The sequence below is a fragment of the Actinobaculum suis genome (assembly GCF_900618115.1).
In the GTDB taxonomy this organism is placed as follows: domain Bacteria; phylum Actinomycetota; class Actinomycetes; order Actinomycetales; family Actinomycetaceae; genus Actinobaculum; species Actinobaculum suis.
The window spans coordinates 1027805-1046579 of record NZ_UYIO01000001.1 but is presented as its reverse complement, the minus strand read 5'-3'; the positions used below and the strand labels follow the sequence as shown (position 1 = coordinate 1046579).

Here is an 18775-nt window from a genome sequence, read left to right as displayed (position 1 = left end):
TCGTCTTGCGGACCGGGCCAGTTGCCATATTCAGCTCTGGCCGCGCCTCCGTTTACCCGGTGAAAAGCACCGGATTTACATTTCGGCAAGCAGCGCCGGATTTGCGCGCCAGAAAGCGCAGCATTTAGCCGGCATAGAATGCCAGTTTTACTTGGTGGAAAGCACGGGATCGGTTACTTCGAAGCTCACGCAGTCGATAAGCCCCAGATCGGTAATCGCCCATTCGGGGATTGCGGTAATGGATAGGAAGAGTAGCTGGCCGAAAGCAGATTCGAGGGTGGCCCCGAGTTGCTCGCGTGCAACCTCATCAAGATGGCTTTCTGCCCGGGCCATTTCTTCGGCCGGCAGGTCGGCCACAATCCCGCCCACGGGCAAAGGCAGTTCGGCGAGCACTTCGCCGTCTGCTACTGCAACTTGGCCGCCGCCAATTTCAGCTACTCGGTTGATCGCAAAAGCCACGTCTTCCGGCGTCGTACCCGCTGCCACAATATTGTTATCGTCCGGGGAAGCGGAGGTGGCGATAGCTCCCCGCTTGAGCCCGAAGCCCTTAATGAAGGCCACCGGCAAGTTATTAGTTTTTCCGTACCGTTCCGCACACGCCACGTAAATAACGTCTTGGGAAATATCAGGCTGGACCTTCCCCTCCACGATCTCCAATTCCACTTCTTCGCCCGGGCGTTTGAAAGCCACACCGGTGGAAAGGACGATGGTTTGTACGCGGGCCTGCGTACCTTCGGCCGGCACCGCAATGCGCGCCGGTGTAACTTCAGGCAGGTGGAAAGTATTGAGCAGGATTTCGGAACGCTCCGGAGCTTGAGCGGGCCGTACCGGCTGACCCTCCCGGGCCACCACTTCCCCGCCCTTAATCACTACCGCCGGCCGGAAATCTTCCAAGCTATCTACCAGCAAAATATCGGCAAAACGGCCCGGCGTTATCGAACCGATCTGGTGATCCAAACGGTACATGCGAGCCGTGTTCACCGTGGCCATCTGGATCGCCGTCACCGGATCCACCCCGTGTTGGATCGCCAAACGCACCACGTAATCCAGGTGGCCGCGTTCCAAAATCCCGGTAGCCATCACATCATCCGTGCAGAAACCAACGCGGTCGGCCGGGGCCCCCATTTGCGTAACCAGCTTGATATTTTCTTCCAGCATGGGAGCCGCCGTAGATTCGCGGATCAAAATATTGATCCCGTTGCGCAGCTTTTCGAGCTCTTCTTCCGGCGAATAAGACTCGTGGCACAGTGCTACCCCGCTGGCCGCATAGCCCGCCACTCGCCGCGCATCCACCAGCGGCGCACACCCAAAGGCCTGCAAACGGTTCCGCTCCGCCATGTCCATGGCGGTCAAAACTTCTTCATCCCCGTATTCCACGAACTCTTGCACGGTTTCCCACAAACCCACGCATTCTGGCAGATGCTGCACTTGTTCGTGTTCAGCTACACCAAACCGGTGGCCCACATTCGATTCCGGAACCGTGTAGGGAGCCTTGGCCGGCGCGCCCCACCACACCCGCATGGGCGCAGTTTCCGCTTCCGCCAAGAACTCCTTAACTCCCGCCAGTCCGGCTACCACCAAAATCTGGTCCAAACCCGAAATCGCCGAAGTCGTGCCATAGCGCGAAACCAAATCCGCGAACATGGTGACCGAAAGCTTCGAACATTCGATATGCAGGTGGCCATCAATCAGCCCCGGGGTGAGATAGCGCCCCTCCGCGTCAATAATCTTGGTTTCCGGGCCGCGCTGGGCTTCCACATCACCCACAGCCGCCACCCGGCCTTCCGCAATCGCCACCGAAGCCGGGTAAATCTCCCCGGTCATCACATTGACCAGCTGCCCGCCGTCAATAATCACGTCTGCGTGGGCACGTCCATAAGCAACATCGAGTAGGTGCCGATTCGGCATGTTTTCTCCTTTGTGTGTTTCCCGGGAACAGGTTTGCGTTCCCAAAGTCTGCTGTTGGTGTTGTTAGTTATTAGATACAGGAACGGTTTGTACCGCTACTGTTTGCGCCGCCCGGTCTAGCGAGGATCCGTTATCGTGACGATCTAGCGCGGTCCCGTTATCGTCACGGTCTAGCCGGCTTTCGCTGGCGTGACGGTCTAAGGAAGTTTCATTATCGAAACGATCTAGCCGAGTTTCGTTGTTTTGCGGGAGGGCGGCCGCATTGTGCTTGCCGCGCCTGGCCAGCAGGAACACGAAGCTGGCCACGAGAGCGCCGGCCGCAATCGAAAGGTCGGGAGCACTGGCCGCCTCTAACCCGGCACCGCGCGCAATCGCCGCGGCCAACGGGCCGGTGAAATACCCGGTATTAGAAAACAGCCAGGCCGCGACCATGCCGGCGAGCATTGCGCCCATACCATCCCAGCGAATCCCGGCCCTTCCCCAGTACGGGCCGCCCGGACCCTCGGCGGCCAGGCCCGCCAGGTCATAACGGCCGGCGCGGGAAACGGCGTCGCACACGTACACTGCCACCCAAGGTGCCAACCAAATCGAAAGCGAAGCAACGAAAGCGTTGAGCAGATCGTAGAAACTGGACTGGGAAACCGCGACCACAGCGACCACCGCACAAATCACCGAATCAAGAATCACGATCTTTTCGCGCGAAACCCTAAAACCTGCAGTCTGCAAATTCAGACCGGAAGAATAGAGGTTCGTCCCGTTTTGGATCAGCAGGCCGAACATGACCAGCAGCAGGAAAGGAATCGCGAAAGCTGCGGGCAATACCGCGGGGACGGCGAGCGGATTGGAAAGGTCTACGTCTGGCCCCACCGCTACCGTGGCCATCGCCGCGCCCAAACTCTGCAGCAGCACATACGGTACGAAACCGCCCAGGCTCGCCGCCCACGCAATCTGCGCCCAAGTAGAGCCACCTGCGCGCTTGGCTTGCCCGGAACCAGCGGCCTGTTTGGCTTGCCCGGAACCAGCGGCCTGTTTGGCTTGCCCGGAACCAGTTGCGCGTTTTCCGTGCCCGCGGGAGCTATCCGGAATGGGTAGATAGCGAGAGAAGTTACCACCACTCGGTGCCCAGGACAGTCCGCCCGAAACCATGACCAGCGAGATCGCGGAAACGAAAGTGGCAAGGGAGGTGCCCGCGGCGGCGTCGGCCCCGGTTCCTACCTGCCCGCCCAGCTGTACTTGCGGCACAATCAGTACCGCGAGAACTGCGAAAGCAAGCGCGAAAACGATGGTCGCGTATTTTTGCGCGGCCATGAGGAAGCGGTGCCCCACGAGCGGCATAATGGCTTGCGCGGCCGCTAGTACGACGACGGCTACCACCATTTGCGGGCCCGCCAAGATGATTCCGAAACGCTCCAGGAGCGCGGCTGCCGCATAGTAGACGAGGATTAATCCGCCCGCTTCAAAGCCGAGCAGCATGAGCCAAGAGAAGACGCCGTTCATGCGCGCCCCGCGCGTGCCCAACCAGGAGCGGGAAATCGTCATGGTGGTGGTGCCGGTAGCCGGACCTTGTAAAGATGTAAAACCAAGTAAGGGGTAGGCCAACAGGTTACCGATGAGGATTACTAGTAAGGATTCTGGCAAGGTGAGCCCATATAGCAAGGGCAACATTGCTCCGTAACTTACCGTGAAAATATTTGTTGTGGTGCCAGCCCATAAAAAGAAAAGATCACGGGGTTTGCCATAACGTTCGTTTTCTGGGACTAGATCAATACCGCGCTTTTCGAGCGTGCCTGCCATCGTTCTCCTACGGACGTGCGTTCGGTGCTGGCCGCAGGCGGGCGGCACGTGAGGCGCAACCAAACACATGAATAGAACGTGGCGCTTTGACGCGCCACGCCACTATTCAAGCGCCGCAAAACCCAAAAATCGAGCCCTCGTCCACCAAATGGACAGCAAGCCGCTCACCATGTGAGACGCTGCGAGAACTTTTCGCGGCTCAGTTGGTTTTCACGAATTTGTACGTACCACCCGCCGTGTCAAAGCTCACGCGCCGGCTACCGCAGACCGATGTTTACCGCGCCTGTCGCCTACCGCGCCCGGCACCTACCGGCGGCCGACGAACCAGTTTTGGATCTTCTTCACGCGGGCTTCGATCTGCTCGGCAGAGGCGCGAGCCACTTCCGGCCCGCCGCAGGCCCGCCGCAATTCGGTATGGATCAGCGCGTGCGGATCGCCCGTCTTTTGGGCGTAGGCCGCCACCAGTTGGGAAAGCTGTTTGCGAGCTTTACGCCGCCTTTGAGTTTCCGATTGGGCGGCAGGTTTCTTCTCTCCATTGCGGCGATGGCGGGCTTGCTCCGCCTGGCGTTGGCGCAACAAAGTAGTCACTTGTTCGGGTTCGAGCAACCCGGGAATCCCCAAAAAGTCTGCTTCTTCATCCGAACCGACCTCTGCACCCAGGCCAAACTGGCCGCCGTCGAAAAGCGCGCGGTCAAAAGCGGCACCCGATTCGAGCGCCTCAAACCCTGGCAAAGCCAGATCTTCTTCCGCTTTTTCTTCCCGGTTGGCCGCTTCCAGCGCCGCATCATCCCACCCGGTTTCGCCCTTCCGGACCGAAATCACATGGTCGCGCTGTTTTTCCAGTTCGGAAGCCAGTTCCAGCAGTTGCGGCACGGAGGGCAAGAACACGGTTGCGGTTTCTCCGCGCCGGCGCGCCCGCACGAAACGGCCAATCGCCTGCGCAAAGAACAGCGGCGTGGAAGCCGAAGTGGCATATACACCAACCGCTAGGCGCGGTACATCTACCCCTTCCGAAACCATGCGCACCGCCACCATCCACCGGCTCGTCCCCTCGGAGAATTCGGCGATCTTATCGTTAGCGGAAGCATCATCAGAAAGCACCAGGGTGGGTTCTTCTCCAGATACCTGCGCCAAAACTTGCGCATAAGCCCGCGCATCAGCCTGGTTGGAGGCAATCACCAAACCACCCGAATCGGGAATCGAACGCCGCACCACGGTAAGCCGTTCATCCGCAGCGGCCATTACCGCCGGGATCCACTCCCCTTCCGGATTGAGCGCGGTGCGCCACGCCTGGGAAGTCATGTCCTTCGTAAGCGGCTCCCCCAGGGTTGCTTCTACCACATCCCCGTGCTTGGTTTGCCAGCGCATTTGCCCCGAATAGGAAAGGAACATGACCGGGCGCACAACCCCATCACGCAAAGCTTGTTCGTAGCCGTACTGGTAATCCGGTTTGGAGGTGAGATTACCGTAAGCATCTTTTTCGTATTCCACGAAGGGAATTTGCGAAGTGTCCGAACGGAAAGGCGTTCCCGTCAAGGAAAGCCGCCGCACGGCCGGATCAAAGGCTTCCCGGATCGCTTCACCCCAACTCAAAGCGTCCCCGCCGTGATGTACTTCGTCCAAAATCACGAAGGTACGCCGCGCCTGGGTGCGTTTCTTGTGTAGCGCACTATTGGCCGCCACCTGCGCATAGGTCACGCACACGCCGTTGAAGAAATCGCCTTCCCAGCGTTGCGCGTTAGTGAAATCTGGATCCAGTTGGATGCCCACCCGCGCTGCCGCATTCGCCCACTGCGTTTTCAGATGCTCGGTAGGGCAAACCACAGTAATAGTTTCGATAATTCCGTGCGCGAGTAGTTCCACGGCCACGCGCAAAGCAAAAGTCGTTTTCCCGGCCCCCGGGGTCGCTACCGCCAGGAAATCCTGGGCTTGCGAATCCATGTATTGCTGGAGTGCTTCGGCCTGCCAGGCGCGCAAAGACGACGTCGTACCCCAAGCCGCGCGCCGTGGATACGCCGGCGAAAGCGTTTCGGCGGCGTGACGCGAAGGAGATTGTGGATTGCGCGGCTGGTTACTTTCGGGCCTCACTGGCCGCTTCCCGGAACGTCCGGGCCGAAGGGCCAGGCAGAACCCTGGTTGCCCATCTGTTCATGGATTTCTTTGCACATGGGGCAAATCGGGAAATTATCAGGGTTGCGAGTAGGTACCCACACTTTCCCGCACAGGGCCACCACCGGCTTACCGGTGAAAGCTGATTCGAGTTGCCGGTCCTTACGCACGTAGTGGGCGAAACGTTCATCGTCGCCATCTGAGAGTTGCTCCTCGGTTCTTTCGAGGATACCTACCGATTGGGAACCTTCCGGATTCGGCCCTTCCGGCTGCCCGGGCCCTGCCGGCGGTTCCGGTTGTGAGGCCGTAGCCTTCACCGTAGCAAGCGCAGCCGAAACCGGTGCGGCCGTGCCGGTAGCAGCCGGTGATACGGCCGGGGCCGCCGAGGCTGCCGGGGCCGCCAAAGCTGCCGGGGCCGCCGAGGCTGCTGGGGCCGCGTAAGACGTAGCGGCCGGAGCAGAGCCAGAAACAAAGTACGCGCAGGAGGAATCGATCATGGCCCTGATTCTAGTGGTAGTTTCTGGGAGTGCCAGCCCCGCCCCGGTGAGAAACTCGACGGCGCCCTGCACCGGCGCCGACACTGCACCGGCACAGCACCGCCGCACCAGCACCGTACCGAAATCACACCCGCACCGCAGCGGCGCCGCCAAACACAACCAGGGCAAGGAGCCAGGGGGCGAGGGTCCGCAGGGCCGAGGAGCCAAGGGGCCCGCTAGATACAACGAGGGGCCCCGTTCCCGGAGCCCCCGCATTCAATTCACTTGCACTCGCATCACTCGCACTCGCAAGTGAATCAGGCATGTTGCAGATGCAGCGATAACGTGCGCATCCGCAATATGCCTCTCGTTACCTGTTAAATGCTCGCGCAGCTTACTTCTGCACGGCCTTCTTCAGGTTCGAACCAGCCGTAATCTTCACGCCGTAGCCAGCAGGAATTTCGATTTCCTCGCCGGTGCGCGGATTGCGGCCCTTGCGAGCAGCACGCTCGGTGCGCTCGAAGGACATAAGACCGGTGATCTTTACCGGTTCGCCCTTGGAAAGGGAGTCAACAAGCACGGTCTGCAGAGCAGCAATGGCGCGATCGGAATCAGCCTTGGTGAGGCCCGATTCTTCGGCGATAGCTGCAATAAGTTCAGTACGGTTGAGGGACATTCGAATTCCTCTCGATAAGTTGTTCTTTTGTCAATGGCTCATCTGAAGCCACTAGGCAGAAATGTAGCGGAATCTTCCCGTTTTTTCCCTCAAAAAACGCAATTTTGCGCGTGTCGTAACTCATCTCGCTATTTTACTTTTACTTTTAGCCGCATCCGTGCATAATTCGCACCTTAACCTGGCCCTATGGGAGTGAGGGCAACAACTCGCGCTACCTGCAAAAAACGTGGGCATCATGCTGGAGGCGTACGAGCCCCCATGCCAAGGTTGCAGGATATTATTTCCGCCACCCGCCTCCGCCGCGGTAAGATTTGCCTTATAGAGCTGGAAGAACCGCGGGATTTCGCGGTTTTCAGCGGCTCATCCCCGGTGTTTTCACCGCTCCCGGTATTGCTTGCCCCGATAGCCAATCGCGGCCGCGAACGTACCGGGCCGCAAGCCCCGCTCGTAATCGAGCACCGCAAGGGTTCGGTTACCGGCCAACTGGAAAGGCAGAATGAGTGAAGGACTTCATCAAAAAGCACTCCCGCGTACTAAAGATCGCTTTCTACGTGATAATTGCCATTGCGGTGGTGTTGATCGCTCGGAACCAGGTGGCAGAGCTCTCCGGGGAGCGCATGCATGAGCTTCTGGCAAGCACGCCGCGGCCGGTGCTGGCAGAATTAGTAATCCTGGCTTTTGTGGCTTTTTCCGCCACCGGGCTGTATGACGTCTTTGCCGCTAAATCCGTAGGGGTGGAGCTGCCTACCATGCAAGCCCTGAAAATCGGGTGGATTGCGCAGGCCTTCAATAATTTTGCGGGTTTGGGTGGGCTCACCGGGGGCACGATTCGCGCACGTTACTATTCGCGGGCCGGTGCCGACCCGAAAAAGGCGGTAGGGGTTTCGGTATCGGTATGGGCGGCGAACCTGCTCGGGCTTTTCGCGATGCTGTTAGTGACCTTGCCTTTCGCCGCGCATTACGACGGGCGTTTTCTGATCGTGCCAATCGTTGCCTGCTTGTATATCCCCTTCTATTTCTTGGCCGGGCGGCTCCATTTTTGGAAAATTGACCTGCGCAAATCGGTACTAGGCCAGCAAAATGCACGCACCAAACTGGGCATGTTCCTCGCCTCCCTGGCCGATTGGCTAGCAGCCGCGGTGTTCTTTTGGATTTGCGTGTGCGTATTTGTGCCCGATGTCAGTTTGATTCAGGCGATCTTCGTTTACGCCACCGCCACTTTGGTCGGTTTGCTTTCCTTCATCCCGGCCGGTTTGGGTACCTTCGACGTCACGGTTTTCTTCTTCTTTGAACGGATGGGCGCCGATCCTTCCGGCCTGGCACTTGCCCTGGTGGCGTACCGAATTACTTACTACCTGCTCCCTTGGTTGGCCGCGGCACTATATTGGGCCGCCGAAACCGTGATGCCCAAGATCGGTTTGGAAAAGCAAGAAAAGCGTGAGAACTTACTGGTCACGATCTTGTGGATCGGCATGTTTTGCGCCGGCGTAGTGCTCATGGTTAGCGCCATCTTCCCGCGTTTCATTAATTTCCCGGGGTTCTTACGGTTCTTGATGCCCCACGAAGTTGCGCGTGCCTCGCGCGCCGCCTGCTTGGGCGTAGGTCTCATGTTGGTGATCCTCTCCCGCGGTATTCGCTTGCGAGTTTCTCGGGTGCGTTCGGCGTGCTTGATATTGCTGGTAGTAGGAATTGTGGCTTCCGTAGCCCGCGGGCTCGATATCCAGATGACCGTACTGTTGGCTTTGTTCGCCTTATTGCTGTACTTTTCCCGCGGGGCTTTTGTGCGCGAACCTTTGCCTTTCGAACCGCGTTCCTTCCTGGTCTCGCTAGTAACCGCTATCGGTATTCCCGCCCTGATTTTCGCGTGGCGGTGGATCAAGACCCCGGTAGGCGTACAGGTTTACCCGCACGCCGGGTGGCGTACCGCGCTGTTCTATTTCTTGCTCGTGGTGCTTATCGCCTTCGCCCTGCTGTTCTCCAATTCGCGGGCACCCAAATTTGAACCTCCCACCACGGAGGACGTGACGCGTTTCGAAGATTTCGTAGACAAGTGGGGTGCCACCGCTTATACGCACCTGTATTTCCTGGGTGATAAACAAGTGTTCTATAGCGACGACGGTAAAGCCGCCCTCATGTACCGCAGCCGGCGCAATACACTCATAGCTTTGGGCGATCCGATTGGGGATCCGGATTCCTTTGAAGATCTGCTAGACGAGTTTGTTTCCTACGCGGAAGAACACGGAAGTAAGGCTTCGATTTACGAAATTTCCGCGAAATATCTCGCGGCGGTAGCCAATACCGGGTATAGCTTCGTGAAAATCGGCGAGGATGCCACCGTGGATCTGAGTTGCTATTCCAATGTGGGTAATAAGGGCAAGATTTTCCGGCGGATGCGTAACCGCATGGGTGAAAAGGGCACACATTTCGAAATGGTGATGCCGCCCTTTACCGAGGAATTTATCCGCGAGATCCGCGATGTTTCAGATGCGTGGTTGAACGGCCGGGAAGAAATGGGCTTCTCCCTCGGCTTCTTTGACGCAAACTATCTTTCCCGGGCGCCGATTGCGGTGGTACGCGGGCCGGAACGCGTGGAAGGTTTTGCCTCTTTGATGCCCATGGAAGATGGCGTAGCCTCCGTAGACATTATGCGGATCCGGCCGGATGCGCCTGGCGGAACGATGGATGGGATCTTTGTTTCCCTCATCGAATGGGCGAAAGAGAATGGCTACGCCCACTTCAATTTGGGCATGGCACCGCTTTCAAATACGGGTACGCGGCGCCATTCACGCGCCCAGGAACGAATTGTGCGTTACATTTACGACTTCGGAAATCGCATGTACAACTTCAAGGGCTTGCGTTCCTACAAGGAGAAATTCAAGCCGCGTTGGCATTCGCGCTATCTGGTGTATTCGGGGCCTTCTTCGCTCGCCCCTACCCTGGTGAACCTCATCAACCTGGTGCAAAAGCCAGACCGCACCGCGGGCGCAATCCCGCTCACTCGGCAAGAATTCGAACACTTACCTACCATGCAAGGCGCAGAACCTGCGGCTACGGAAACAAGCATTGTGAAAGCGGCAGCTGCGAAACCAGCAGCCGCGAAACCGGCAGCCGCAAAAGCAAAAGCTACGAAAACCGCTACTACAAAACCAGCGGCCGCGAAAACGGGCACCGCGCAGGATACGAAAGCGGGCGCTACAAAAACTATGTAAGCGGGCGCCGCGCAGGCGAAGGCCGCGAAAGCTACGCCTGCGCCGGCAGCTACCGTGAGTGCGCCGGCACCGGAAGCACCCACGGCGTCGAAAAGGTAGGGCTAGGCGGCCGCGGCGCCGTCGACTAAATCTTTGGCGTCCTTTAAAGGAAGATCGGTGCGAGCCCGGATAGCTTGAATTGCGGCTAACTTTTGACCTTTAGCAATCAGCTCCCGCTCTTCCGCCGTAAGAAAGTAGCTGCTGACCGGGCGCGGTGCTGGTTCGGCACTGGTCTCGGGATAGAGGCTTGCCACTTCTAAATCGGCGATACGCTTACGAAGCTCCGCAATGGTGAATTCTTGCTGACGCACTTGCGCGCGGAGCTTTTCAATCTCCGCCGCTTGCCCGAACCACTTACCCACGAATCATTTCCCTTCGCATCGAACATTGAATGTGCGCTCATTGTCTCAGGACCTAGGGCACTTCCTTAAGTTTCAACGATGTGAGTGTGGCCTCAATGGGGTTTGTCTGTGTTTACGAGTTGGGAATTGATTTTCAGCTGAGGTTAGCGCGCAGTGGGCATCGGTTGTGGTATTGCTGATTGTATCCGTTCCTCATCCCAGTAATTGCTACCACTCTTTGGACTTGGGGCGTGCGTGGAAACTGATTGCTCCGGCGGGAGAACCGGCTGGCCGGAACGGCCCCAAATGACAACCGCAAGGACCGCGAGCGCAACTAGCAAAAGCAGGGCCGCGCATATTATCCCGGTTTTTCGCACTATGTCCCCGCTTTCTGCAGCATATCCCGGTTTTGCATTATCGGGCCGGCTTCGCCGTCAGGCTAGCATAGCATTATGCTAAATGTTCCCCGGGAAAACTTGGGGATATGAATGCTTGGGTATACAAAAGCTTGGGCATACGAGGCAGCATCGGCAGGGTATATCTGGGGCCGTAACGACGCCTCTTATATTGGCGGCAGGAGGGTACTTATGCGCGGGTTGTTCGTCGGTCTAGCGACTTTAGATGTGATCCAGCTCGTTTCTGCGCTTCCCCAGCCAGATGAGAAAATCCGGGCGCGCCAGGTGGCACTCGCGGCAGGTGGCCCGGCTGCTAACGCGGCCGTTGCCTTCGCGCAGCGTTTCCCGCGCGTTTCTACTGTTTCTGCTAGCTCTCAGCCACATTCTGGCTCTAAACCGCAGTCTGCTTCTCAGCCGCATACGGCTGGTCCATCGCAGGCGGTCCCTGGCCCGCATACTGCTGCTCACCCGCAGGAGGCCCCCGGCCCGCATACTTGTGCGTCGCTGAACAGAGCTGATGAGGCTATCTTGCTGACTCGCCTCTCTGCCGATTTGGTTGGCAATCTTATCCGTGCTGATCTAGAAGAACACCAGGTTACTGTGCACGCGCAGTCCCTTCCGGCTGGGGTTTCGTCTACCGTGGCCACGATTCTGGTAACGGAAAGCACCGGGGAACGCGCCGTTATTTCTGCTACGGATCAGCGCCCGGTCCAACCCGAACCGGCTGAAATTGCTCTCGATCTGCACGATCTGCACAGTATTGATGTAATCGAAACCGATGGCTACGAAACTGACCTCACTTTGGCTGTCCTGCAAGCTGGCCGCGCCCACGGTATCCCTACCGTCCTCGACGGCGGTAGCTGGAAACCCTACATGGAGCAGCTACTGCCTTATATCGACGTCGCCATCGTTTCCGAAGCTTTCGCGGGCACTTGTGCGCAGCTTTGGCCCGGCCCCGAGAGCAGCAGCCAGGTAAGGCACACCCGGGCAAGCGAGGCCTCGCACGCGTTCTTTGCCTACCTGGAACAATTCGGCGTGCAGTACGCGGCCATCACGCGCGGCCCCCGGCCGATCCTCTACCACGCCGCCGGAAAACACGGCGAAGTCCGGCCCTGCCAAGTAGCGGCGGTAGACACCCTGGGCGCCGGGGATTTCTTCCACGGGGCCTTCACCAAATCCATCGCCGGCAAACCCCTCAACGAAACCACTTTCGTCACCGGCTTGCATCACGGCGCCCAAATTGCCGCGCAATCCATCCAGTCCTTCGGCACCCGCTCCTGGTTACGCTAAGCCGGGGTGCCACGGTTCTTCGCCGCTTGGATTCCTATGCGAAGCAAGCTATCTAAGCTCAGTGCCACGGCTCGAGAATAGTTCGCGGACACTTCGGAAGTACTTCGGAGCGGTTTTAGGCCCTTCCAGAGCGGTTCAAGAACGGCTTGAATACAGTTTCGGGTGTGGTTTCGAGAGCAGTTTCGAGAGCGGTTCGAAAGCGTTTAGGAAACGGTGCCGGTAGGTGCGGCGTCGTACCTCATACGCACTACGTAATCGGCGCGCGCCGCGGTAGCTTCCACCAAAAACGCGTTCGGCTCATCGACGGTACGGAACCACTCCTCCGCCTGCGCGCGCGTTCTGCCGCCCGCCAATTGCCGCGCGATTAGTCGCGCGTGCAAATCTGCGTGCGGGGTATCTAGATAGAGCAGGGTGTCGAGGTATGCGCGCACCCCGCCCCACCCGCCGGTTTCCAAGCCCAAGTAGTTCCCTTCCGTGACGACGACGCTCACCTCTTCCCCTATTTCTATGGAAGCGGCGATCGGCTCGTGCTTGGATCGCACATAGTCGGGCGCGTAGATACTTCCGGCTGGGTGTTCCCGCACGCGGCGTAGCAAAGCGCAATACCCAGCCACGTCGAAAGTCTGCGGGGCGCCTTTGTGTGCGGCCAGGCCTTTGGCCTCCAGGATCGCATTCGAGAAATGGAATCCGTCCATCGGCAAATAGGCCGCAAGATTGGTACCGGCTCGCCGGTTTAGTTCCGCCACCAAATCCTTTGCGAAGGTGGATTTACCTGTACCGGGCGGCCCGCTCACCCCGATGATTTGCCGCGCGCCACGCGAAGTAGCGGCAGGTGGAAGCGGGGTTGGCACCTGCGACGCCGGGGTTGACGCGAGCGGCAGCTGGGCCGACTCGGGCGGCAGCTGGGTTGGCACGGGCGGCATACTTGCCGGAGTGGGCGCCTCCGACGCCGAGGTGGGCCGGGATTCCATGGATACCAGGGACTCGATGAAAGCGCTTGCCTGCGCAATATTTGCGAACTCGATTCGGCGCACTTTCCACCTCCTTCTTTTCCTTACTTTCCTGCAAGTTATGGTAAAACTTCGAGCCAGCTACTTGCGAGTACTTGCGAGTTGGAAAAAAAGGGGCAGCAAACTAGGCCGGGGTCAAGCTCGCCGCACCTGGCCACCGGACATCCACGCCAAGCACCTGGCCACCGGACACCTAGCCACTGGGCACCGACACCCCGCACCCGGCACCTAGCACCCGGCACCCCGCGCCCGGCACCCTAGCACCCGGCACCCCGCACCCGGCACCTAGCACCCGCGCTACGGGTTTGGCTCGCGTTTACACCGCTACCGTCGCGCCAGCCTTTCGCCGTGCTAACGCGGTGCGCCCCAATCCTAGGAGCATGAGTGCCACGCCCACTCCGAAAATCACCAGGAAGGCGCCGGTTTGCGAGGGCAAGGCAGTTTGGTCGAGGTAGAGCACTTCCCGCACGCCGTTGCCAAAGAACTGCAAGGGAGTCCAAGGGTAAATCCAGTCGCGCCACAGTGGCGGCAAAAACTCTGCCGGGAAGGTCACGGTAGTCATCGAAATAATATGCAAGCAGACGGGGATAGCCATCCCCCATCTTCCGCACAACCCCACGCATCCGACCACAAGGGCCAGTAACGCCAGCGTGACGATCCACGAAAATGCGAACATGGTGCCAAAAGGTACCTGTGTGCGTAGCAATGCACTCAATAACCCCACCGCTATTGCGGCAATGGCCGCGGCCGTAACCACCATGCCAAGTAGCTGATTAGCAAAAGCTTTCCAGCCATTTTGCTGCCGCGTAGCATTAGCGAGAAGGAGGCCACCTACATTACTCGGCCACAGAAGCAACATCACGAAACCCATCGGAGCCAAACTGCCCGCAATGCCCAAAGCTGCAGGAACCGGGTTGTAATACTCCACTTGCAATTCGGGAAGCGACGCGGCAGCTTGCCCTTCCCGGGCCAAGTTCGCGCTGTCTGCGTTAGGGTTGCCCATATTTTCCTTCGTTAGCGCGCCCGGTAGTGCGCTAGCTAGTTCACTGGGCAGTTCACCGGTCAGTTCACTGGTCAGTTCGCCAGTCAGTTGGTCAGTCAGTTTGTCACTCAGTTCGTCGGTTATTTCGCCAGTCAGTTCGCGCACTCCTTGGGCGATAATCGAAGCCGCGAGCGGGTTCTTCCCTTGGTTTATTTTCAGCGTTATCGTTGGCTGTGCCGCCCCTGCATCCGCTTGCGCTGGCAACTCGCCCGCCGGCGCGGATTCTGCCGTAGAGCCCGGCACTGATTCCGCCGCAGATCCCGCCGCAACAGATTCCGGCGCCAAGTCCCGCGCAGATCCCGGTAGCGCGGTTGTAGCCGCGGCGGGTGGCTGCGCGGTAGCTAATACTTTTTGGCTGAAATCCGCGGGGATAACCAGTGCCGCGTAATAGGAATCTAAGTGCGCGGCGTCGAGCGGAGTATCTACCACCGTGACTTTTAATGCGCCCTGCGCATTTACTTTCTCCACCATTTGCGCGAGCACCTGATCGCCAATTTTGATTTCGCCGCGCGGAGTTTCTACGCCCGTATCCGCGGAAAACGCCACCACCGGTAACCCCTTTACGTCCATCCGTAACATGGGTGCGAAGGCGAAACAAAACACGAGCACAGTGAGGCTTGCCGCCAGCACGGCCTGTATCAGGCCGCTAAAACTTGACTGCTTAGTTCGTGCCGACGCCGTTGCCGGTGCCTGCGCCGGTGCAGTTGCCGCCGTTTTCCTAAGGCCGGGCGAGGGCGATTGCGCGGTTGTAGTTTGTGTGCATTTGCCGCTGGGAGTTTTTTCGGACATGGAAGTACCCTCCAAATTAATTCACACTTTAGATACGGTTCGTACCTTGCAGAAGGTAGCACATCAGATACGGCTCGTGTCTCGTAGGGTGCTAAGCGTCTCTTAACTCAAAATTCTCTAAGCACTCCGCGCCATTTCCTTAAGCGCTCCACGCCCTGCCAGGCGAAACTGCCTTCATCGCTCCTCAGGTCCGACCCTCTAAACCCTCAGCATCGAAACGCCGCCGGGCTCCAAACCCCTGTAAAATCCTGCTTATAATCGCTACATGACGAAGCAACGCCGCACTGGGAAAGAGCTGGAGGATGCCCTCGCCGCCGCCATCATGGAAGAACTTGCCGCGCAGGGATACCAGAATTTGAGCTTTGAAGGCGTGGCCCGCGCCGCCCAGACCAGTAAGTCGGTGCTGTATAGGCGCTTCGCCTCGCGCGCGGAAATGGTAGTTTTTGCAGCCCTGCGCACCGCACCCGCCATGCTTCACGACGTCGCCACCGCTCCTTCGCTGCGCGCCGCATTTGTAGCCCTCATCGAAGCCACGCGCACGCGCCTGGACCACATCGGCATCTCCGCACTTTTTGGCTTACTTTCGGAAGCAGGCCCGGAAGTGCGCGAAGAGCTACTTACCACCACGGTGCTCCCAGGTTTCGTAGCACTGACCAATTCATATAAATTTGCCATTGCGCGCGGCGAGTTGAGCGAGGCCGTACTCGAACCGCTCTACATTCGCTTCCCGCTACTGCTACTCGTGGGCGACATACTTGCCCGCGGGGCCATAGATGAGGCGGAACTACTCAGCTTGGTAGATCACATCATCATTCCGCATCTCAAAAACGTCTCGAAACCAGAAGAAAACAGCACGTCCTAATTAGTTAATGGTGCGAGAAAATACCATTTAAGCCCGATTTTCAATTTCCGAATATTATTGTTTACAAGAAAAATAACCTCGACCTCCCAGTGATAAATATCGCACTGTAAGATCTCTTGCATTCTTGCGGGCGTTATCCTTTTTCCGCATAACCGTGCCGATTTCCCGTGATCCACAAATCAGATTTTTTGAACTTTTTGCGCCACGCATAGGGTTTATTTCCTTGCGCTCGATTCTCATCCTTGCAATGGTGCTTATTGGTTCGCGACGTGAGAGCGCTTGCGAACAAGGAATGTGCCTAAACTTTCGTCCGGCCAACCCGGCCTTCGCGGATGCATTCCATCGACAGCCGATCGGGTGCATGCCTTGCGCGCGGGTCTCGCCGCCGCAATTACCGGCGCGCACCCACGGAAGGACAGTGAAGGTAATTGATCGCTCTCAAATGTGAGAACGTATATAAAGTTTTTGGAAAGGACGCCGATAAAGCAACTCGCATGCTCCAGCAGGGAGCCTCGCCCGAGGAGCTTCCCGAAGGAAGCATAGTTGCTGTCAATAACGTCTCCCTAGAAATCAAGGCAGGCGAAATATTCGTTGTCATGGGGCTTTCGGGCTCCGGCAAATCCACTTTACTTCGCACCTTAAATGCGCTCGGCCCGGCTACGGGCGGCAAAATTTGGGTGGATGGCGAGGAAATAACTGCCGCTAATGACGAGGAGATCCGCCGGATCCGGGCCGAAAAAATGGCCATGGTATTCCAACATTTCGGGTTGCTACCTCACCGCACTGTTATAGAAAATGCGGCCTACCCGCTGGAAATTCGCGGAATCGACAAAGCTGAACGTGAAGAGCGTGCCCTGGAATCCCTCAAAACCTGCAATCTTTTGGGGTGGGAAAATAAATATCCTGACCAGCTTTCGGGTGGGATGCAGCAACGCGTAGGTATTGCCCGTGCGCTTACTGCCGATTCGCCGATCTTGCTGATGGATGAAGCTTTCTCCGCGCTCGATCCGCTAATTCGCCGCGAAATGCAAGAACTGCTATTGGAAATTCAAGACCAGAAGCGGCGCACGATCGTCTTCATTACGCACGATCTGAACGAAGCCATGTATTTGGGCGATCGCATCGCGGTAATGCGCCACGGCAAAGTAGACCAGATCGGTACCGCTGAAGAAATTCTGACGAATCCGGCCAATGAATACATCGAGAAATTCATTAGCGATGTGGACCGTTCGCGGGTAATCACCGCCGGTTCCGTTATGGTTCCCCCGCCCGTACGGCTTTATACGACGGATGGTCCGAACCTGGTATTGCGCAAGCTTTCCAGCGTGGATGATGAAGCCGGTTGGGTGGTAAACCCCGGTTCGCGCCGTTTGGCAGGCCTGCTCTACTCGAAAGACATTATTGCGGCGATGCGCGGGCCAGAACCGCCCCGTACGGTTCGCGATCTGGTACGCACTGACTATATGGCTGCTTCCCCGGAAACTCCGGTAGCAGAACTGGTTACCGCGCTGGCGGAAACCGCGATTCGCGTGCCGGTAGTTGACGAACATGAACGCTTGCTGGGCGTAGTACCCCGCATTCAGATCCTGCGTGCTCTTTCGGATCGTGATGACTTTGAGGACGAAACGATCGAGCCGGCACAACCAGCCGCAGACGAAATTCAAGCAGTTCCCGATACGGTTCCCTACCCGGCAGAATCCGCAGACGCTACAGAAGTACTGGCGGGCCGGCGGGCACGGCGGGAAGCAGCCCGCACCAGTGCCGAATTCCATGAACCTTTAGAGACGCCTTCTGAAACAATCTTGCGCAAGGGCCGGCGCCAAGGCGTGGCCAGCGGCCCCCTCGGTTCGGCAACGGGTGCACTTATGGAGAAAGCCGCGAAAAAGGAAAACCGGCGGCGTACGCGTGATTCCTTCGAAGGGAAAGAGGACCGAAACTAATGACTCATCTGAGTGTGGCTCTAAATGCTAGTGAAGCGGCACAACGCTTCCGCATCCCACTCGGCGAGTGGGTTGATACTTTCATCGATTGGCTAACCACCCATCTGGAGGGCCTATTCGATGCTTTGCAGGTGGCACTCACCTGGATTTACGACCTATTTTTCCTGATTCTTTCCGCCCCGCCGTTCTGGCTCGTGATCGCAGTTTTCGCGGTACTCGCGTACTTCGCGCGCGGGTGGGGAATGGCGATTGCCGCTACCTTGGGCATGCTCCTGCTCGTGTTTACGAATCAGTGGGATAACTCTATGGCCTCCTTGGCCTTGGTGCTCGAATCGTCACTGATTGCGATTCTGCTCGGCATCCCACTGGGGATTTGGGCGGCCAAATCTGCTACCGCATGGCGAGTGTTGCGGCCGATTCTGGACTTCTTACAGACCATGCCGGCCTTCGTGTACCTGATTCCGCTGGTAGTTATGTTCTCCGTGGGGGTAGTACCGGGCATCGTGGCCACGATCTTCTTCGCCATCGCTCCGGCCGTGCGCTTCACCCGCTTGGGCATTATCCAAGTGGATGCTTCCGTGGTAGAAGCTGCTTATTCCTTTGGGGCTTCCCCGCGCCGCGTGCTCGGGCAAATCGAACTGCCCCTCTCCCTGCCCACGATTATGGCCGGCGTGAACCAGGTAATTATGCTCTCGCTTTCCATGGTGGTTACGGCCGGCATGGTGGGTGCCGGAGGCTTGGGGCAGGCCGTGTACTCGGCGCTGACCTCGGTAGATATGCGGCTCGGCGCGGAAGCCGGACTGGCGGTTGTGATCCTCGCCGTCTACCTCGATCGCGTTACCGCCGGGCTTTCCGCCCGCGGCCGGCGCGAAGTAGAAGCAGAGTAGGAGGCGTA

The 18775-nt window shown here is 58.2% G+C and carries 14 protein-coding genes; 6 read left to right on the top strand and 8 right to left on the bottom strand.

Going from position 1 to position 18775, the window contains the following annotated elements; all coding sequences use genetic code 11:
• Window positions 1-147 precede the first annotated feature (147 nt).
• The 5 genes from H8274_RS04285 to H8274_RS04265 all read right to left on the bottom strand — a co-directional run bounded on the left by H8274_RS04285 (window position 148) and on the right by H8274_RS04265 (window position 6963).
• The gene (locus H8274_RS04285; protein WP_185933938.1) at window positions 148-1908 is read right to left on the bottom strand and encodes an adenine deaminase; all 1761 of its coding nucleotides are present in this window, start codon (window positions 1906-1908) and stop codon (window positions 148-150) included.
• 63 nt (window positions 1909-1971) lie between these two features.
• Window positions 1972-3702 carry a purine-cytosine permease family protein gene (locus H8274_RS04280; protein ID WP_185933937.1) on the bottom strand — a complete coding sequence of 577 codons (1731 nt, stop codon included), beginning with the start codon at window positions 3700-3702 and terminating at the stop codon, window positions 1972-1974.
• Between the two features lie 306 nt (window positions 3703-4008).
• On the bottom strand, window positions 4009-5790 hold the full coding sequence (locus H8274_RS04275) for a DEAD/DEAH box helicase (protein ID WP_065414537.1): 1782 nt from the start codon (window positions 5788-5790) through the stop codon (window positions 4009-4011).
• The gene (locus H8274_RS10020) at window positions 5787-6308 is read right to left on the bottom strand and encodes a DUF3039 domain-containing protein (protein WP_221884767.1); all 522 of its coding nucleotides are present in this window, start codon (window positions 6306-6308) and stop codon (window positions 5787-5789) included. Before H8274_RS10020 ends, H8274_RS04275 begins: the two co-directional genes overlap by 4 nt.
• A gap of 373 nt (window positions 6309-6681) precedes the next feature.
• Window positions 6682-6963: an HU family DNA-binding protein gene (locus H8274_RS04265; RefSeq protein WP_049619317.1), complete on the bottom strand. Its 282-nt coding sequence runs from the start codon at window positions 6961-6963 to the stop codon at window positions 6682-6684.
• 258 nt (window positions 6964-7221) lie between these two features.
• Between H8274_RS04265 and H8274_RS04260 the strand changes: the two genes are divergently transcribed.
• Both H8274_RS04260 and mprF read left to right on the top strand, forming a co-directional pair.
• Window positions 7222-7467: a hypothetical protein gene (locus H8274_RS04260; protein WP_185933936.1), complete on the top strand. Its 246-nt coding sequence runs from the start codon at window positions 7222-7224 to the stop codon at window positions 7465-7467.
• Window positions 7464-10172 carry a bifunctional lysylphosphatidylglycerol flippase/synthetase MprF gene (gene mprF / locus H8274_RS04255; RefSeq protein ID WP_185933935.1) on the top strand — a complete coding sequence of 903 codons (2709 nt, stop codon included), beginning with the start codon at window positions 7464-7466 and terminating at the stop codon, window positions 10170-10172. Before H8274_RS04260 ends, mprF begins: the two co-directional genes overlap by 4 nt.
• Window positions 10173-10273: 101 nt before the next feature.
• On the opposite strand, the gene H8274_RS04250 is transcribed toward mprF, so the two are convergent.
• On the bottom strand, window positions 10274-10573 hold the full coding sequence (locus tag H8274_RS04250) for a ribosomal protein L7/L12 (protein WP_049619316.1): 300 nt from the start codon (window positions 10571-10573) through the stop codon (window positions 10274-10276).
• 566 nt (window positions 10574-11139) lie between these two features.
• Between H8274_RS04250 and H8274_RS04245 the strand changes: the two genes are divergently transcribed.
• Window positions 11140-12237 (top strand): PfkB family carbohydrate kinase, encoded by a 1098-nt coding sequence (locus tag H8274_RS04245; protein WP_185933934.1) that lies wholly within the window; start codon window positions 11140-11142, stop codon window positions 12235-12237.
• A gap of 203 nt (window positions 12238-12440) precedes the next feature.
• Here H8274_RS04245 and H8274_RS04240 read toward each other — a convergent pair whose 3' ends face one another.
• Together H8274_RS04240 and H8274_RS04235 are read right to left on the bottom strand one after the other, a co-directional pair.
• A complete protein-coding gene (locus H8274_RS04240; RefSeq protein WP_244924523.1) occupies window positions 12441-13271 on the bottom strand; it encodes a nucleoside/nucleotide kinase family protein in 831 nt (276 codons plus the stop codon).
• Between the two features lie 292 nt (window positions 13272-13563).
• A complete protein-coding gene (locus H8274_RS04235) occupies window positions 13564-15078 on the bottom strand; it encodes an ABC transporter permease (RefSeq protein ID WP_185933933.1) in 1515 nt (504 codons plus the stop codon).
• A gap of 265 nt (window positions 15079-15343) precedes the next feature.
• Between H8274_RS04235 and H8274_RS04230 the strand changes: the two genes are divergently transcribed.
• From H8274_RS04230 to H8274_RS04220, 3 genes are all read left to right on the top strand, one after another.
• Window positions 15344-15940: a TetR/AcrR family transcriptional regulator gene (locus tag H8274_RS04230; RefSeq protein WP_074662920.1), complete on the top strand. Its 597-nt coding sequence runs from the start codon at window positions 15344-15346 to the stop codon at window positions 15938-15940.
• Between the two features lie 494 nt (window positions 15941-16434).
• Window positions 16435-17880: a quaternary amine ABC transporter ATP-binding protein gene (locus H8274_RS04225; RefSeq protein ID WP_065414532.1), complete on the top strand. Its 1446-nt coding sequence runs from the start codon at window positions 16435-16437 to the stop codon at window positions 17878-17880.
• Window positions 17880-18767 carry an ABC transporter permease gene (locus H8274_RS04220; protein ID WP_049619312.1) on the top strand — a complete coding sequence of 296 codons (888 nt, stop codon included), beginning with the start codon at window positions 17880-17882 and terminating at the stop codon, window positions 18765-18767. The genes H8274_RS04225 and H8274_RS04220 overlap by 1 nt, the downstream gene beginning before the upstream one ends.
• Window positions 18768-18775 lie beyond the last annotated feature (8 nt).

Bases quoted from the DNA above. Each gene is read 5' to 3' on its own strand.
- H8274_RS04285 (WP_185933938.1), bottom strand. From the start codon at position 1,908: ATGCCGAATCGGCACCTACTCGATGTTGCTTATGGACGTGCCCACGCA.
- H8274_RS04280 (WP_185933937.1), bottom strand. From the start codon at position 3,702: ATGGCAGGCACGCTCGAAAAGCGCGGTATTGATCTAGTCCCAGAAAAC.
- H8274_RS10020 (WP_221884767.1), bottom strand. From the start codon at position 6,308: ATGATCGATTCCTCCTGCGCGTACTTTGTTTCTGGCTCTGCTCCGGCC.
- H8274_RS04265 (WP_049619317.1), bottom strand. From the start codon at position 6,963: ATGTCCCTCAACCGTACTGAACTTATTGCAGCTATCGCCGAAGAATCG.
- H8274_RS04260 (WP_185933936.1), top strand. From the start codon at position 7,222: ATGCCAAGGTTGCAGGATATTATTTCCGCCACCCGCCTCCGCCGCGGT.
- H8274_RS04245 (WP_185933934.1), top strand. From the start codon at position 11,140: ATGCGCGGGTTGTTCGTCGGTCTAGCGACTTTAGATGTGATCCAGCTC.
- H8274_RS04235 (WP_185933933.1), bottom strand. From the start codon at position 15,078: ATGTCCGAAAAAACTCCCAGCGGCAAATGCACACAAACTACAACCGCG.
- H8274_RS04230 (WP_074662920.1), top strand. From the start codon at position 15,344: ATGACGAAGCAACGCCGCACTGGGAAAGAGCTGGAGGATGCCCTCGCC.
- H8274_RS04225 (WP_065414532.1), top strand. From the start codon at position 16,435: ATGCTCCAGCAGGGAGCCTCGCCCGAGGAGCTTCCCGAAGGAAGCATA.
- H8274_RS04220 (WP_049619312.1), top strand. From the start codon at position 17,880: ATGACTCATCTGAGTGTGGCTCTAAATGCTAGTGAAGCGGCACAACGC.